The 16,677-nt window shown below is 46.1% G+C and carries 11 protein-coding genes and 2 tRNA genes; 2 read left to right on the top strand and 11 right to left on the bottom strand.

What is annotated here, in order from left to right; all coding sequences use genetic code 11:
• Positions 1–358: 358 nt before the first annotated feature.
• From QUB04_RS25365 to QUB04_RS25330, 8 genes are all read right to left on the bottom strand, one after another.
• Positions 359–2,227 (bottom strand): retron St85 family RNA-directed DNA polymerase, encoded by a 1,869-nt coding sequence (locus tag QUB04_RS25365; RefSeq protein ID WP_333288639.1) that lies wholly within the window; start codon positions 2,225–2,227, stop codon positions 359–361.
• 45 nt (positions 2,228–2,272) lie between these two features.
• Positions 2,273–2,638, bottom strand: a complete 366-nt coding sequence (locus QUB04_RS25360) for a type II toxin-antitoxin system HicB family antitoxin (RefSeq protein ID WP_333141128.1) — start codon at positions 2,636–2,638, stop codon at positions 2,273–2,275.
• Complete coding sequence (locus QUB04_RS25355) at positions 2,610–2,879, bottom strand: type II toxin-antitoxin system HicA family toxin (RefSeq protein WP_333288637.1); 270 nt, start codon at positions 2,877–2,879, stop codon at positions 2,610–2,612. Before QUB04_RS25355 ends, QUB04_RS25360 begins: the two co-directional genes overlap by 29 nt.
• A gap of 84 nt (positions 2,880–2,963) precedes the next feature.
• The gene (locus QUB04_RS25350) at positions 2,964–4,373 is read right to left on the bottom strand and encodes a ferredoxin:protochlorophyllide reductase (ATP-dependent) subunit N (protein ID WP_199292772.1); all 1,410 of its coding nucleotides are present in this window, start codon (positions 4,371–4,373) and stop codon (positions 2,964–2,966) included.
• A complete protein-coding gene (locus tag QUB04_RS25345) occupies positions 4,354–4,689 on the bottom strand; it encodes a hypothetical protein (RefSeq protein ID WP_333288635.1) in 336 nt (111 codons plus the stop codon). Before QUB04_RS25345 ends, QUB04_RS25350 begins: the two co-directional genes overlap by 20 nt.
• Before the next feature lie 163 nt (positions 4,690–4,852).
• The gene (locus QUB04_RS25340) at positions 4,853–6,358 is read right to left on the bottom strand and encodes a DUF5331 domain-containing protein (RefSeq protein ID WP_333288633.1); all 1,506 of its coding nucleotides are present in this window, start codon (positions 6,356–6,358) and stop codon (positions 4,853–4,855) included.
• A gap of 34 nt (positions 6,359–6,392) precedes the next feature.
• The gene (bchL, locus tag QUB04_RS25335) at positions 6,393–7,259 is read right to left on the bottom strand and encodes a ferredoxin:protochlorophyllide reductase (ATP-dependent) iron-sulfur ATP-binding protein (protein WP_006634709.1); all 867 of its coding nucleotides are present in this window, start codon (positions 7,257–7,259) and stop codon (positions 6,393–6,395) included.
• Between the two features lie 913 nt (positions 7,260–8,172).
• Positions 8,173–10,335 (bottom strand): CBS domain-containing protein, encoded by a 2,163-nt coding sequence (locus QUB04_RS25330; protein ID WP_333288631.1) that lies wholly within the window; start codon positions 10,333–10,335, stop codon positions 8,173–8,175.
• A gap of 145 nt (positions 10,336–10,480) precedes the next feature.
• On the opposite strand from QUB04_RS25330, the gene QUB04_RS25325 reads away from it, so the two are divergent.
• Both QUB04_RS25325 and QUB04_RS25320 read left to right on the top strand, forming a co-directional pair.
• On the top strand, positions 10,481–13,039 hold the full coding sequence (locus QUB04_RS25325) for a PhoD-like phosphatase (RefSeq protein ID WP_333288629.1): 2,559 nt from the start codon (positions 10,481–10,483) through the stop codon (positions 13,037–13,039).
• A gap of 119 nt (positions 13,040–13,158) precedes the next feature.
• Positions 13,159–13,341 carry a hypothetical protein gene (locus tag QUB04_RS25320; RefSeq protein WP_333288627.1) on the top strand — a complete coding sequence of 61 codons (183 nt, stop codon included), beginning with the start codon at positions 13,159–13,161 and terminating at the stop codon, positions 13,339–13,341.
• A gap of 211 nt (positions 13,342–13,552) precedes the next feature.
• On the opposite strand, the gene QUB04_RS25315 is transcribed toward QUB04_RS25320, so the two are convergent.
• From QUB04_RS25315 to QUB04_RS25305, 3 genes are all read right to left on the bottom strand, one after another.
• A tRNA-Thr gene (locus QUB04_RS25315) sits at positions 13,553–13,624 on the bottom strand.
• A 73-nt stretch (positions 13,625–13,697) separates the two neighbouring features.
• Positions 13,698–13,779, bottom strand: a tRNA-Tyr gene (locus QUB04_RS25310).
• A gap of 842 nt (positions 13,780–14,621) precedes the next feature.
• On the bottom strand, positions 14,622–16,442 hold the full coding sequence (locus QUB04_RS25305; protein WP_333288625.1) for an ABC transporter ATP-binding protein: 1,821 nt from the start codon (positions 16,440–16,442) through the stop codon (positions 14,622–14,624).
• Positions 16,443–16,677 lie beyond the last annotated feature (235 nt).

The raw sequence follows: 16,677 nt of genomic DNA, 5'->3' as shown, positions 1-16,677 counted from the left end.
ATCTGTGTTAATCTGCCTGTATCAGCGGTTTATAAAAAAATCCTGTTCGCGCCGATCAAACAATATAAATAACTTTCTAACTCTACAACCACTGTTGAATCTGAAAAAATATCACGCGCTGCTGCTATCAGGTTGCCCCTTCGCAAAGAAGAAATCCAATCACTTAAAAAGTAACTGGGCAATTCGCCGAAGTCCGAAGGATAGGCGACTAGGAGTTAGCTTAAACGTATGGGCGACGATCCACCGCCCGAAATGCAAGGCTGTTTTACATGAGTTACAGTGGCGCGTGACGATCAGATTATAACAAATTCAAGCAATATATAGCAACCATTTTAGTAAAGGATGCGATCGCCTACCTTTAAAAATCCGAATCCTCCGCAGCGCGAGTAGAATTTTTGATACGTTGGGCTATTAATGCTTTCAATCTTTTTACAAAATTGAGCTGTGTTCTGTCATCATCTCCTGATGGCGAACTTGTCAAGTCACGCAGCAATTCTAATAATTCTGCCTCTGTTAACTGTTTCAGTGATTGCTTCTTGTAAATATTCTTCAAATAAATATCCGTATATATTTTGGAAAATCTCAATTCCTGAAATTTAGTATCAATCAGATTCACTATGTCGGAGCGACTCAGAAGCGGTTGACTGACATTAGGAACTTTAGGATTTTTTGGGCGCCCGTATTTCTCTTTAATCCGGTCAATCTGCTCTTTAAATTTAGCACCTTTTTCAGGATTGACCATTGAGACAAAATTGGCAAAACCTTCAATTGATGCGATGAGATCCTCAGACTGTCCCCAGTTGTGACCTTCCAGACCGTCTTTTTCAATTTGATAAAGAACTGCACGAAAATTTTTGAGCTTTTCTCTTGAAACGTTCAGTTTGTCGTTAACTACAATACCCGTCACCTCCTGCTGCTGATATCTGCGAATAACTCTAGTTTTCTGTTCATTAATCTCAAAGTCTTCTTGCTCAACAATAAACCTGGTGTTTTGGAAGATATTAAAGATATTGCGGAGACTCTCACCCGAAGCAGAAAAAGTGAGGTCATCAGCATACCGAGTATAATCAAAGCCATATTGTTTTGCCATCGAATGTAATCGCCGATCCAGCCTGTGGCACAGAACATTTGTAATTGCTGGACTTGTTGGTGCTCCCTGTGGCAAATATCGTTCAGTCCACGAAAGTAAGAATTCTGTTTTACCGTTTACTTCAATCTCTTTCATTTTCGGTTCAGTACAAATCAACCCGAAAATTGTTGAGGCAGTTTCCGAATAGCCGAATGATTTGAAAAGTCCCTTAACTCGTGTGTAGGAAATAGAAGGAAAAAAATCTTTCAGATCGATATTGATTATGACTTCTTTGCCTACATGATGCTCTGCATTCGTAACTATAGAATGTTTAAGGCGAAAACCGTGAGCAGCCTCGTGTAGTTTGATTTTTTCTAAAATATTCTCAAGAATCCAGTTTTGAGCTTTCTTCAATAAGTGTGTCGGTGCTGAGATTTTCCTATTTCCACCCGTTTTCTTGGGAATTTGAAAGCGGATATAATGGGAATTTTTGCGGGAAAAAGCTAAAAAGCGCAATCCTTTAACACTAACTCCCATAGCTTGGGCGATCGCTTCATGGGAATTACACAATGGCAAGTTGTTGTTTTGCAATCGCTCAGGATCGAACTTGGCATTGTTAATACGCTTCTTCTGCAAAACCTGACTGTGTTTTAGTCGCCGAGACAGCCTGCACTCTAGCTGTTTAAAATCGCTTTCTATATACCCCTCAGCGTCTTGTTTTAAAGATTCTATCTCCCAAGATGACATAAACTCATCGGGAAATGCGTCTACCAGATCGTCATAGCACTCGAACCAGTTTTCATGATGAAATATCCAATTATATTCAGTATTATCTGATTGTACATTTTCAGTTTTTTTGAAACAATACTGCTCAATAAATATTTGTAAAGTATTGGATCTCTTCGTATATTCTGGATCGTTTAAGAGCCTTGCCGCTTGCTGTAAATCTTCAATAGCTTCCTGCTTATCTGTTTGTCGCCTGCGAATCAAACCTCGGTAGTGATAGGCTTCAGCACAGTTTAGATCGTGATAGATGGCTTGGTTAAAGCATTCAATAGCTTCACCGTAGTTGCCTTGCATATAATAAGAAATTCCTCGAACAATAAGTTCATTGATATCCATATTATTTCTGCTATCTTCAATTTTTGCTTCCGCCATTACCCTTTATAACCCTTCCTCCTAACTTACTCCGAGGGTTAACTTTTAGCCTGCTTTACTTAACACAACCAGAATGTACTGGTCAAGACTAACTCCTTCCCTTTCCGCTTTTTCTGCTAAACTCAAATGTAGAGATTTAGGAATTTGCAACGATAAATTTCCGCTATACTCAATTTCCGTTGTAGGTAAAGGAATCTCATCTTCACACTCATAAGCTGTTTCTATCCATAATTCCCTAGCTTCCTGAATATTCTCCATCGCTTCCGATAAAGTTTCACCCTGAGACATACAGCCAGGAAGGTCTTTGATTATAGCTGTATAACCTTCGGATTCTGGATAAAAACTGATAGGATATTTAAGACTCAAGTAATAGTCGAGAGATTTAAGCTTGACTTTCATCTTCTGATTCATTGCTCCATTCCTCCAGTTTTAATAGCACAACAATTTGCTTGACGTATACTCCTTTTACCTTCTTCCCACCTTTTTTAGAAACTGTAATTTTTAATCCATCAGCATTTCGGCAAGTATGGTGACTTCCTTTCGATCGCTTTTCTTCAAATCCAAAAGCTGTTAGAATATAGCACACATCGTCAAAGCGCACTTCTGGTGGATTTGCTAAAAATTGTTCTACCAGTTTTCCTAACTTGCCCATGAAGTTTTACAGATGCTTGTACTATTCTAATAAACAAGGGTGGGCATTGCCCACCCTTGCTAGGAGTCCGGTGAAATTCAAAAATTAAACCTTCGCTTCATTCTTCACCAAATTACCCCAACCCAAATCCTTCAGCGAATTATTCCGGCGCAGCGGACGAGTCACCAACTCCAAAATATCCCGCGCATTACCAAAGCCGTGAATCTGAGCAAAAGTAAACTCAACAGACCACTTAGTATTAATTCCCCGCGCTTCCAAAGGATTAGCGTGAGCCATACCAGTAATCACCAAGTCAATATTCTGCTCGTAAATCCGCTGAAGCTGATTGTAATTGTCTGGTTTCTCCACAATCCGAGGAGTAGGAACTCCCATCTCGTGACAAGTCTTTTCTAACAAAGCCAATTCAGCCGCCTGATAGCGCTTGTCCATGTAAGGAATCCCAATTTCCGGGCAAGTCATGCCGCAGCGAATCAAGAAACGTGCTAAAGAAATCTCCAGCAAATTGTCGCCCATAAAGAAGACAGATTTGCCGCGAATTATTTGCAGGTAATCTTCCAAACCAGCCCAAATTTGCGCTTCCCGTTCGTCCAAACCTTTTGGTTCAATTCCCAACACTGAGCAAATCTTTTCAATCCAAGCGCGAGTTCCGTCAGGGCCGATCGGGAACGGAGCACCAATTAATTTACACTTACGGCGGCGCATCAAAGTGCTCGCAGTACGCGACAAGAACGGATTCATGCCCGATACATAATAGCCTTCTTCCAATACTGGCAATTCAGTGTAGCGCTTGGAAGGAAGCCAACCGGAAACTTTGATTCCTTGCTTCTTCAATTCTAGAGTTAGCTGAGTAACAACCGGATCGGGCAAAGAACCAAAAAGTACCAGCGGCGTGTGCTTGACATATTCCGATTCATCTGCTGCAACTTCCTCTTTTTTCTTGCCGAAATTCAGCAGTTGAGAGATAGCATTGCGTTCTTGTTTCTGAGATTCCATCACGGGCGCTTTCTCAGGGCATTTAGCAGCCATCGCTGCCAAAACGGTATCTTCCCCTTGAGTAAAAGCGTAATCCAAACCGTTAGCGCGCGCTGTGACGATGGGAATGCCAATTTCTGCTTCGAGTTTCGGTGCTAACCCTTCCAAATCCATTTTGATGATTTCGGTGGTGCAAGTGCCGATCCAGACAATTACACTGGGGTTACGATCGCGCTTAATTTGCAAGCACAGCCGCTTCAACTCATCATAATCGTTTAACTGAGCGGAAATATCACCTTCTTCCAACTCAGCCATCGCATAGCGAGGCTCAGCAAAAATCATCACGCCCATTGCGTTTTGCAAGAAATAGCCGCAAGTCTTAGTACCGATGACCAAGAAAAAACTATCTTCAATTTTTTGATAAAGCCAAGCTACGCAGCTAATCGGACAAAATGTGTGATAATTGCCTGTTTCGCATTCAAAGTTTAAAGCTTCCGGTTCATTAGTAGTAATAGCAGTCATATCTCAAATCTTCTCCATTTAAATTGTTTTTCGTCTCGAACAGGACTTGCGGCGGAGCGAGGAAACACCTGGATTTTGCGATCGTCTCGGTGCGATCGCCCACCAGAGGAATAGGTTGTTTTTCCTCTCGATCACGGACAGGCGCAGTGGCGATCAAACACCTGTTTTGCGCGATCGCGACGCACAGCGAACAATAAATAGAAATACCTATTTTGGGGCTAATTCCTGTGAAAAATAGATGCAGCCCATTCACTATTTCCGCAGCAGCCGCAGCATCCAAAATTCTGGCTAAAAAATTCTGCGCGAGGGCATACAATCCCTCACAGCAGGGATTTAGTGTTCTTCAACTCGCTCGCGGGAAAAAGCCTTTTGGCAGTTGTGAGTTTGAGCTAATTAAAAATTAACAACTCGCAACTCACAACTCACAAATAGAGCGGAAAACTTCCAGACTAGAAGAGATGCGGGCGATCGCAACAACCTCACTTAAAATCAGATAAAAAGCCGGAAATTTCTTCATCTTCATCGTCGGAATCCAAATCACCGAGATCTAGAGCATCTAAATCATCTTCATCTGGATCTCCGGTAGTTGCTTCCCCCAGATCGTCGAGTCCGAGATCATCGAGGTCATCGTCATCAGATACAGAGAAATCGTCAATACCGTCATCGTCCAAGTCGCCCAGATCCATGTCTAGGTCATCTGAGGTCGCTGTCCCAAAAGGATCGGGTATTTCTTCGGCGACAAACTCTGCATCTTCTTCCCCAAACGGATCGGAAATCCCCGATTCAAGATCTCCAGAGGTCAAAGTCCCAAATTGTGAGGCTTCTTCTTCCTCGTCATCATCGCCGAGGTCGAGACCGCCCAAAGCCGAGGCTTCATCTTCCTCGTCATCATCGCCGAGGCCGAGACCGCCCAAAGCCAAGGCTTCATCTTCCTCGTCATCATCGCCGAGGCCGAGACCGCCCAAAGCCAAGGCTTCATCTTCCTCGTCATCGTCCATATCAAAATCCGATACGGCGTCTTCCTCATCGTCACCCATATCAAAGTCAGATACGGCGTCTTCCTCATCGTCGCCCATATCGAAGTCAGATACGGCGTCTTCCTCATCGTCTTCGAGACCGAGACCGTCCAAAGCCGAGGCTTCTTCCTCGTCATCGTCCATGTCGAAGTCGGAGACCGCTTCTTCCTCGTCATCGTCCATGTCGAAGTCGGAGACCGCTTCTTCCTCATCGTCGTCAATATCGAAGTCGGAGACCGCTTCTTCCTCGTCATCGCCCAGGTCGAAGTCAGATACGGCATCTTCCTCGTCATCGCCCAGGTCGAAATCAGAGACTGCTTCTTCCTCAAACTCATCGAAGGATTCGTCGTCGGAACTCAGTGCTGACGCAGCAGCAGCCAGACCGGCGGCTCCGGCGACTCCGGCGACTACTCCGGCTGCTGCTAAGGCCGCACCGCCCAATTTATTAGATTTGGCATCAGCGGGTGCAGCAGTTGCAGTTTGAGCCGCTGCGGGTGCAGCAGTTGCAGTTTGAGGGACTGCGGGTGCAGCAGTTGCAGTTTGAGCTGCTGCGGGTGCAGCAGTTGCCTTTTGAGCTGCTGCGGGTGCAGCAGTTGCAGTTTGAGCTGCAGCAGGTGCAGTAGTTGCAGTTTGAGCTGCAGCGGGTGTTGGAGATGTGCCGATCGTCTGCGGCACGATATTTGAGGGCATACCCAGCGCGAGGTCCGGGTCAAAATTTAGCCCCAACACTTCGATCAGGCTGTCTGCATCCGGCTTGAGTTTTGAGAAGGGCAGCATTAATTGCTGGAGTTCCGGCTCCAGGGCAGCCGCAATTCCCAGGATGAGGTAAGAAACAGGCCTTTTCCCGCCGTCGGGTGTGGCGACCGTGTTGTCAGCCGTCATGTGCAGGAGCAGCCAAGCCCGATTTACCTGGTAGTAGTCCAACCACTTCTGTTTGAGAGCAACTGAAAAAGTATCAAAAAAAGCCATAACCTCTTTATCCTCATCCTGATCGCTAGACCTATTAAACCATCATCAGGTCTAGCTCATCTTCCTCCTTCTTGACCACCGGTTGCACTGGATTTAGATAAAAATCTGAAAGTAAGGCGAATAATTCGCGATCGGGCGTGTCGTTGGGCACTACTCCTTCGGGCATTGCCAAAATCTGGTCAGCGATGTTGAGGTAGTAATCGCAGACGTAGTTGAGGGAAGGATCGCTTTCGGCCATCTCAAACAATGTTTTGCCTTTGACGCGAGAAACGCGAATGTCTTCAATCAGGGGCAGCACTTCCAGCACCGGCATCGGTACAGAGTCAATGTACTTGTCGATCAAGTCGCGCTTTGAGGTGCGGTTGCCAATTAAACCAGCGAGCCGCAACGGGTGAGTGCGGGCTTTTTCGCGGACTGAGGCGGCGATGCGGTTGGCTGCAAATAAAGCGTCGAACCCGTTGTCGGTAACAATCATGCAGTAGTCGGCGTAGTTCAAGGGGGCTGCAAAACCGCCGCACACTACGTCACCGAGCACGTCGAACAGGATGATGTCGTATTCGTCGAAGGCATTGAGTTCTTTGAGCAGTTTGACGGTTTCGCCGACTACATAGCCGCCGCAGCCAGCTCCTGCCGGAGGGCCGCCTGCTTCTACGCAGTCAACGCCGCCGTAGCCTTTGTAAATGACATCTTCGGGCCAAACGTCTTCGTAGTGATAGTCCTTTTGCTGAAGGGTGTCAATAATTGTGGGGATCAAGAAGCCAGTGAGGGTAAATGTGCTGTCGTGCTTTGGATCGCAACCGATTTGCAAAACTTTTTTGCCGCGCTTGGCTAGGGCAACGGAGATGTTGCAGCTTGTTGTCGATTTACCAATTCCACCTTTTCCGTAAACTGCTAGTTTCACTCTTGGTTCTCCTATAGGTTTCTATCAAAACGATGAGGGCTGGGGTTTCATGCTTTTTTTCGATCGCCCAATTTCCATAGCCCAATTGCAATAGCCCAATTGCAATTCCCTTACTGTCAGTCGATTTGAGATTTCAGATTTGAGATTAAAGAATGGACTCCACAGATGAATCTGGGGCTTCTCTCTAACTAAAATTTTCGATCTCGACGACTTTTGTTTGGGGCTTGTATCCGTCTTTGGGTTAGGCCAATTTTGGACTCGGCCCTTAGTCACCTCGTTGAAAGCATTATTAGCTAACTTGCGATGAAAAGAAAGGGGGCGTCTAAATGAAAATGCTAGTAAATTTGTTTATTTTGCATCTTTGGGAATCTTAACTGCTTTTTGGATTTAAAAATCTATTTTTAGATTTTTTTTAGATTCTCAATTAATTTTAGGATACTTTTTTAATATAAAGAGGTACAAAAATAAAACAAAAATTAACTTGTCAAACAATCTGGGCTTTTGGCTTTGGGGCTAGGATGCAGGCAGTTGATGGCTTGTGCGGCTAACTTGAACGGGCACAAAGGCGCTAGTGGATGAGGCAAAGGAGATAGTGAGTTGGGCCCATTTGGGTCAGGGGAGGGCAAAGTGATGTTAGCTTTCGGCTGTGGCGGGTGATTTTGCTGGGGTTTTGAGTGTTGTGTAAAAAATTGTGAATTTTTAGGAATTGGCGGGTGAGGGGGAGATTGGGGGAGCGGGAGAGTTGGAGAGTTGGAGATTGGGAGAATATTATTTTTTCCCAATAACTACTGATACGAGTTAAAAAAAAGAATGCAACTGTAGGCCCGCGATCCAAACCACGAGCTTCCTCAGTCATTTCCAATTCTTCAATCTAAAATCTAAAATCTAAAATCTAAAATCGTATGGCTGCTGACTAATGACAACTGACGATCGGAATCTCGATCGCAAATTCAGTGCCCCCTCCAGGTTCCGAAACGCAGTCTAGCCGCCCCCCGTGCTGTTCGACAACTAAATGGTAAGAAATCGACAGTCCCAACCCAGTGCCCTTGCCGACTGGCTTGGTAGTAAAAAACGGGTCAAATAATTGGCGGCGAATCTCCTCGGTTATGCCCCGCCCGTTGTCGGAAATGCGGATCGCCACAAAATCGTCGCCAACAACTTCAGTGCGAATTGTAATAGTGGGAAAAGTCAATGGAGAACTAGGATTTGACAGGGGTGAATTTTTCCCATCTCTCTTGGCCCATTCCCCTTTCTGGATTTCTTCATCCAACGCATCAATAGCATTGCCGATAATATTCATGAACACCTGATTGATCTGACCGGCACAGCACTCGATTTGGGGCAAATTCCCGTATTCTTTAATAATATGAATAGGTGGATGTCCGCCGTGGGGTTTGAGCCGGTGCTGCAAAATCAACAAAGTGGTTTCGAGTCCCTCGTGAATGTCAACGAGCTTGATGTTAGATTGATCCGAGCGCGAAAAATTACGCATCGACACAACTATTTGGCGGATGCGCTCGGTTCCAACTTGCATAGAAGACACTAGCTTAGATAAGTCTTCTACCAAAAAATCGATTTCCATCTCTGCTGCTGCTTCCCGAATTTCCGAGACTGGTTCGGGATAGTGCTGCTGGTAAAGTTCCAAAAGTTGGAGCAATTCTTTGATGTAGTGGCTGGCGTGGGAAAGGTTGCCGTAGATAAAATTAACAGGATTGTTAATTTCGTGAGCGATACCGGCAATCATTTGTCCCAAAGAAGACATTTTTTCGGTTTGCACTAATTGAGTTTGAGTTTGCTGCAACTTTCGCACAGTTTGCTCTAATTGCTGCGCTTGATTTTTCAAGCAAGTTTGCTTTCGCCGCAGCACTTCTTCGACTCGCTGGCGCTTGATAATATCCCGTCTCAACAATTCATTTGATTCTAAAAGTTGAGCGGTGCGTTCTTCAACTTGTTTTTTTAAGTCGTCGTGAGCTTGGCGCAGGGCTTCTTGGGCCCGCTGCCGCTCTAAAATTTCTTGCTGCAAAAGTTCGTTGGCTTTCTGCAATTGGGTGGCTCGATCGTCCACTGCTTGTTGCAACAGCTCGATCGTCCCATACATTTCAGATTGGTTAAAAACTTGCGGCAAACTTGTCTGAGAGACAACGCCCAAAAGTTCTCCCTGGCTGCCAACTACTACCAAACGGCGGACGCAGTGGCGCTGCATGGACTGGTGGACACTCCAGAGGGAATCGGCCGGAGATATGCAAAATAAAGGCGCACTCATGGCCCTTGCAGCCGGGATTTCCGAGAGGTTGAGTTCGAGGGCGTGAAACTGCACGATGTCGCGCTCGGTGACAATGCCGATCGGAATTTGATAATTTTGTGTTGGTGCGATCGCCCGATCGGGATGCTGAGTTTGCTCTTCGACAATGACGACGGAACTAACTCGATGCTTGACCATGAGCTGGGCTAAATCGAGGGCTGAGGCAGTTTTTGGGGCAGAAATCACTTGCTGCGTCATGACATCTGCTGCACAGCGCAAATTGGTTAGCAAGTTAATCGGTTGCAGGGCTTCGTGAATGGCTTCGCGGGTGATGATGCCCAGAAGTCGCGAGTCCTCGTCCACTACGGGCAAATGCCGGATGGAGTGCTGGCGCAACGTGAACATAGCTGTGAAAATATCTTGAGACTCGGATTGTTTGAGGGTAATGGGCGATCGAGTCATTACATCCGCAATTGTCAGTCCGACTGTACAAGCTGCCACGGTAGTTAGCTTGACGATATCCCGTTCTGTAAAAATGCCGATCGGCCGATTATCTTCCACGATTAAGACGCAACTGCGCTTGGCTGCGCTAGCAACAGCGTTTTGTTTTTCGCCACAAAGCTGACAGGATACCCGCATCGGGTTCATGAGAGCCAACACCTGGGCGATCGGGGTTTCTGGAGCCACGGTGAGGGGGTGGCGGTCGATCGCCCGATCTAAAGGTGACGAGTAGAGCGGCCGGCTGTTAGGTCGTCCAGCGGGTTCTGATGATTTAATTACCGACAACTGCGGGGCTGAATCTCGGAAATGTTGTAATTTTTCTTCTTGTAGCATGATTATTAATTTTACTTAATGAGTTGTTACAATTTTGGAGACTTGGGTTGGCAGACTTAGCATTAATTAAGCGGGTGACAGATGCTCGATCGCCTAAAATCTGATTGCTAGAACACTCTTATTTAATTTTTATTTTTTAAATCCTATGTCGTGGACTCCCTTAAGTCATCGAATTCATCACTTGCCGCTGATCCTTGCGGGCCCGATGTTGCGCCGGACTGAAAGTCGATCCGTGACAGTTTGGCTGGCTCTGAAAGCACCCCGCCAAGTCGAACTCAAGGTTTATTCGACAGAGGGCGGAACCGGCGAAATTGTCGATCGGCCCTTGCTGCAAGGTGCGAACTCTACCGTGCAGCTCGGCAAATACCTGCACGTAGTCGCGGTGACTGCTAAACCAATTAACAGCAATGTCTTGACATCTGGGCAAATTTATGCTTATGACATCGAGTTTGCTGCGAGTCGCGAGTCGAACGTCGGGGGTGCAGTCCCAGAAAATGAGAAAGAAAATCTCATTTCTTGCCTGTGGCCTGCCGCCCCTGATTTATCGGCTTTGGGGCCGGAGACGATTAGTTATTTCGCTCACCAGTTGCCCACTTTTGCCCTGCCGCCGAACGATTTAAACTATTTGCGTATCGTTCACGGTTCTTGTCGCAAGCCGCACGGAGACGGCAGAGATGCGCTGCCAATCTTGGATAATTCGATCGAACAGTTTGCAGGAACGGCAAATAGCAGGCCCCACCAACTGTTTTTAACGGGCGACCAAATTTACGGCGACGACGTTGCCGATGCCATGCTGTGGGCTTTGACTGACGCTGGCGATACACTGTTGGGCTGGGAAGAAAGTCTACCCCTGATGGATGATGCCCAAATAAAAAAGAATTTGTGTATCAGTATACCTAAAAATTCGGAAAACGAAAATGCAGTTGGCCAAGAGAGGGAAATTTTTAGAGAGTCGCCAATTCAGAAACCGTCTGATGCTGAGTATCAGTCCAAAAAACCAATTGAGTTACAGCCGGGGACTCGCAGCGATATTGCCAGAGATTTTGGCGGCTTTACGGCGATGTTGGTGAATCAATCGGACAAGTCTAAAAGTCACTTGTTCAGTTTGGGGGAATATTGCGCGATGTATTTGTTAGTTTGGTCGCCGGTACTCTGGTGCACGAGTTTTCCGAAGGGTAAGGATATTTGTCCAAATTCTAAGCAGGCAAAAGTCTGGGATAGAGAAGTTGTTGAACTTGACGGTTTTGCTCGCAATTTGTGGAGAGTGAGGAGGGCGCTAGCGAATATTCCTAGTTATATGATTTGCGATGACCATGATGTTAGCGACGACTTTTATTTGAATCGAGAGTGGTGTTACCGGGTGCTGGGAAAGCCGCTGGGCCGGCGGGTGGTGCAGAATGCTTTGCTGGCTTACGCTGTGTTTCAGGCTTGGGGAAATACGCCCGCACAGTTCGATCGCGAAAAACCGGGAGATAAATTATTCAAGGCTGCTGAAAAATGGTCGGATTCGGGGGGAACTGATGTTTCTGCTTGGGAGGAGGCGGGTTCGTATTTGGGAATTCCCGGACTCGACCCAAAAACTCATTTGCCTAAGTTGAAATTAGATGAAGATGTTTTTATTTTGGATCGGGATGGTGAGGGTGTAAGTGAGGTTTTGAATTGGCATTTTACTGTGAGAAGTTTTAAGCACGAGGTGATTGTGCTGGATACGCGGAATTGGCGGGGATATCCGGTGGAAAGCGCGATCGATCCGCCGATGCTTTTGACTCACAAAGGTTTTGAGGAGCAAATTCAGCAGCCTTTGAAGGAGACGGATTTGCTGAATAAAACTGGGGAGTTTGAAATTGAGGCGACGCTGGTAGTTGTGCCGACAAATTTGGTGGGTTTGTGGATTATTGATGTGGTGCAAAAGTGGGATGTGGCACAGGGGAAGGTTTTTAGTAGTGATGCGGGGGATGCTTGGAATTTTCATGAGTTAGCTTTTGTGAAGCTGTTGGTGGAATTTTTTAAACAGCGCGATCGGGTGATTGTGTTGACGGGGGATATTCACTATGCTGCTGCTGTGCGACTGAGTTATTGGTCTGATTGTCATTTTGGCGATTATCGACAGAATATTGAGAGTTTGAGGGGGGCGAATTATAAGTCAAGTTGTCAATATTCTGTGCTGGCGCAGTTGACTGCTAGTGCTTTGATCAATGAGGAGTGGAAAACGCATTTAGTTCATACTAAGATTAAGTCGCTGTTTCCTGAGCGATCGCACCAATGTTTGGGATGGAATGAGCCGCTGGAATTAATGAATATTTCGAGGATGACCAGAAAGAAGGCTGTGGCGGCTGGTCTCAAAAATAGACAATCTCCGCCTGATTGGGGCTATCGGATTGACTGGGTTAAACGGCAAAGGGCGCGGGTATTTTTGCAGCTAGAAAAGGGAACTGCGTCAGATAGATCGCATAAAAATAAACAATTGTCACTGCTGCATAGGTTGTGGAATTTTATATCGCTGTTGTGGCGCAATCGCTGGCTGCAAGAGGGTGAGGAGATTGTGGGATATAGCAATATTGCGATCGTCAGTTTTCAGTGGCCTGCTGATGGTGATGGGGAGAAAGCGGTGATCCAAAATGTTTATTGGCGACCGCTTTGGGAGCCGAATAGTGTGGTTTACAGTCAATATTTTGTGCCACTGGGATTGGATGAGGATGATTAGATTCACGATTTCTTGAACAAGTCGGGGATTTGGATATGGGTACAATATTGTGATCAGTTTGTGGCAGTATCCGCCGGGGGGAAACCCCAGTCTCATAGCTAAAGTCGATTGGAACTGAGATGTTTCACCATTCTCAAGAACAGGCTTTTCGGCCTGTTCCACAACAGATGAATTTTATTGTGGAACAGGCCGAAAAGCCTGTTCCTAAAAAAGTAATTGAGAATGGTGCAATATCTCAGTTGGAACTGAGATGTTACATCATTCTCAAGAACAGGCTTTTCGGCCTGTTCCACAAAGAATAAGTTTTCTTGTGGGGAGTCGCAGAATTTCCATAGCCAGCCGACTTGCTAAATCAGTTAAAAGCCAGACGCAAAAAGTCGAGGGCGGACTTGGCAGATATGGAAGTTGTTTTGGAAATATTAGAAAACCCTCAGCACGAAAGTTGAGCGGAAAACAAACGTTCTTGCTGTGCGATGAACGTGAAACCCTTGAGGGATATAGGAGATATTAGCAAGCCCGTGACGAGATTTGAACTCGTGACTTCCTCCTTACCAAGGAGGTACTCTACCACTGAGTTACACGGGCATAAAAAATTAAGAATCTCCAATTAAAAAATTAATTTTTAATTCTTAAATTTTAACTTCTTATTAAATTGAGGTGGGCCGAGCTAGATTTGAACTAGCGTAGGCGTAGCCAGCGGATTTACAGTCCGCCCCCATTAACCGCTCGGGCATCGACCCATTTCCATCACAGTTATATATCCTAGCACCAGAATCTTTATTTGCAACATTATATTTAAAACTCTAATCATTAAGTTGAGAATACATAAGTGAGTTAGCGGCAGACGGGAAAATTGAACACTGTTTAAGGTGCAATACGCTTGGGCCCGAGCCCGATCCCCCCTAGCCCCCCTTCTTAAGGGGGGGACAAGAACTTACTCTTGCGTCCCCCAACAACCAGGGGGAGTAGGGGGTATGCGAGGGGGATCTCGCCCGGAATAAACAGTTTTAACCCAAGCGTATTGGTTTAAGGTGTGCATTCCTAAGTCTAGGCTGGGTGCCCGCCCGCAGCAGGGCTGTTTCATTCTCTTGTAGGGGCAGCAAAGAGTGGCTGCCCCCATGTCCCAAACGCCTGTGAACTCGTCTGTGGGGGGGTAGGCACGGGGAGTAGGGGTAGCACTACCCCTACAAAAGCCTGATTTTCCTGAGAATGAAACAGCACTGCCGCCCGGAGCACCCTAAGTCTAGACTAAGAGGTTGATTAACAGTAAGACTTTTTCTGACATTTGCTAACAATCACTTACATTTGCCTTCTTGTCTTCATGTCATATAGAATGAATTTAGCCACTCAGATGTAGGTGAAAAACCTTGGTAGTACGCAACCGCTATATAAATAAGTTGCCTCTACATTATCAAAGCAAATAATCAGATTGGCGTGGGGCTGTAAGCGATAACCAAGCTGAAGGCAAGAATATAAGTGCTTGTAGAAATTTCTACGGGCATCGGTTGATACGCCTTGGTTGAGATCTGATCTCAACTTATGTATTTGTTAGCAAATGTTAGCAAAAAAGTATCGGAAATCCCTAACTCACTAATTCCCCGGTTTCTTGCAGGGAGTGCAGCCGGCGGTAAATGCCTTGTTGACTCAAGAGTTCGTCGTGACTGCCAACTTCGACGATTCTACCGCCGTCGAGTACGACGATCGCATCGGCTTCGCGAATTGTACTCAGTCTGTGGGCAATAATTATGGTGGTGCGCGTACCGAGAATATTTCGCATGGCTATCTGGATCGATCGCTCCGACTCATAGTCCAAACTAGAAGTAGCCTCATCAAAAATTAACACATCCGGCTCCACCAACAGCGCCCTGGCAATCCCCAATCGCTGCCGCTGACCGCCGGACAAGCGCATTCCTCGCTCCCCGACCACGGTATAATAACCTTGGGGCAACAGCCGCACAAAATCGTCTACTTTGGCAATGCGACAAGCATCCTCAACTTGCTCGAAAGTTGCATTTCTGTTTCCGTATGTCAAATTTTCCAGCAAAGTACCGTTAAAAACGTCTACTTCTTGGTGGACAATGGCTAAACGCTGGCGGTAGCGAGTCACGTCTAAGCTGCAAATGTCTTCGCCGTCGATCAGAATGCGGCCGGAGTTTGGTTCAAAGTAGCGAAACAGAAGTTTAACTAAAGTCGATTTCCCGGAACCCGATCGCCCGACTAATGCTACAGTCTGACGGGGATGAATCAATAAATTCACATCTTGCAAAACGGGTTTTTGACTGTCGTACCCGAATGTCAAACCGCTGATCTCAACTTTGCCGGTAAATTTATAAGGTGGCTGTGCCGATCGAGCATTTTCTGCTAAATTAACCGCATCAACACCGTCGGGCGTTTGCATAAACTCGTGGAACCGGATCATTGAAGAATAACGCCGCGCCAATGATTCGGCGATAATGCTAATCGGACGCAGTTGGGAATATGCCATGCTTGCCAGGGTGTAGACGGTAACAAAATATCCGAGGGAAATTTTGCCTGCAACCGTTTCTGCTAGGCTAAAACCGAGAACTGAAAACAAACACAACTGGACGATCGTCTGCTGATATGTCCCCAGGGTGACGTATCCTTTGTGAATGCGGTGGATCACGACTTTTAATTCGCGATCGAGTCTGGTGGTTTGCCTTTTGAGTTCATCGCTTTCTGTCGCAAAAGCTTTGACTGTTTTGATGTTGGTGATAATTTCCGAGTTGCGGCTTTCTGTATCTTCGATGTATTCATCCAGAATTTCTTCCCGCGTAGTCACCTGTTGCAGGCCTTTGAGGGTGAAACTGAGGATAAATAGGAATGAAACCAAAATTAATAAGCCAATCCGCCACTCTATTAAGCAGATAACGGCAAAAATGCCGATTAAGCGGACGACTTCGGGGATGAAGTCGCCGGCAATTTCTGGGTAAGTCCAAGTATGGTTGGCGATGCCTTTGGCGATGCGGCTGGCAATCCGTCCGGCGTTGTTTTCGTCGTAGAATTCTAGGGGTAAGGTGAGGATTTTGCCGATCGCACTTCTCATTCGATCGCGCCTTGCCCTCAATGGTATCGCCCAGTGGAACCAATTTCCCACCCACGGCTGTATCGGTGCTTTGGCGACTGTTACCAGAAAAATTATGCCCAGCAAGACGGATAGCGATAATATTTTGTTGGGTGACTGCTGGGTAACAGAGGCGATCGCTGTTATGAGTTTTTGCGTTACTGTATCTGTAGCTTGACCCGACAATACGTTTAATATTTGACCGATCGCATAAGGAACAAGCAAATCGGCTAGTGCCAAAACACTCGATGCGCCTATGCTGTAAAGTGATATTTTCCAGTAGCGGCTGTAGTATTTGAAGATGTCCTGAAAGCTTGCCATAAATTCTTGTTGAGATACAACCCTTGCAAACACTTGCATTTAAAACTGCGCTCTCGGCGCGCCGTGTTTACAAGTGTACTACAAAAGTAGTCGATCGGGGAGTCAATCGATTTTAGATTTTAGATTTTAGATTTTAGAGGCGACCCCACGGATAAATGCGGGGGCTTGAGGATTTTAGATTTTAGATTTTGGATTGATTCCACGGATAAATCACGTGGCGGGTACCACCTTTGAA

This window comes from Microcoleus sp. D2_18a_B4 (assembly GCF_036702475.1).
Classification (GTDB): Bacteria; Cyanobacteriota; Cyanobacteriia; order Cyanobacteriales; family Microcoleaceae; genus Microcoleus.
Note: the sequence above shows the minus strand (reverse complement) of the source record. Positions and strands in the feature narration are given on the sequence as shown.

Bases quoted from the DNA above. Each gene is read 5' to 3' on its own strand.
- QUB04_RS25340 (WP_333288633.1), bottom strand. From the start codon at position 6,358: ATGGCTTTTTTTGATACTTTTTCAGTTGCTCTCAAACAGAAGTGGTTG.
- QUB04_RS25360 (WP_333141128.1), bottom strand. From the start codon at position 2,638: ATGAATCAGAAGATGAAAGTCAAGCTTAAATCTCTCGACTATTACTTG.
- QUB04_RS25320 (WP_333288627.1), top strand. From the start codon at position 13,159: ATGTTTCACCATTCTCAAGAACAGGCTTTTCGGCCTGTTCCACAACAG.
- QUB04_RS25325 (WP_333288629.1), top strand. From the start codon at position 10,481: ATGTCGTGGACTCCCTTAAGTCATCGAATTCATCACTTGCCGCTGATC.
- QUB04_RS25330 (WP_333288631.1), bottom strand. From the start codon at position 10,335: ATGCTACAAGAAGAAAAATTACAACATTTCCGAGATTCAGCCCCGCAG.
- QUB04_RS25365 (WP_333288639.1), bottom strand. From the start codon at position 2,227: ATGGCGGAAGCAAAAATTGAAGATAGCAGAAATAATATGGATATCAAT.
- QUB04_RS25350 (WP_199292772.1), bottom strand. From the start codon at position 4,373: ATGACTGCTATTACTACTAATGAACCGGAAGCTTTAAACTTTGAATGC.
- QUB04_RS25305 (WP_333288625.1), bottom strand. From the start codon at position 16,442: ATGGCAAGCTTTCAGGACATCTTCAAATACTACAGCCGCTACTGGAAA.
- QUB04_RS25355 (WP_333288637.1), bottom strand. From the start codon at position 2,879: ATGGGCAAGTTAGGAAAACTGGTAGAACAATTTTTAGCAAATCCACCA.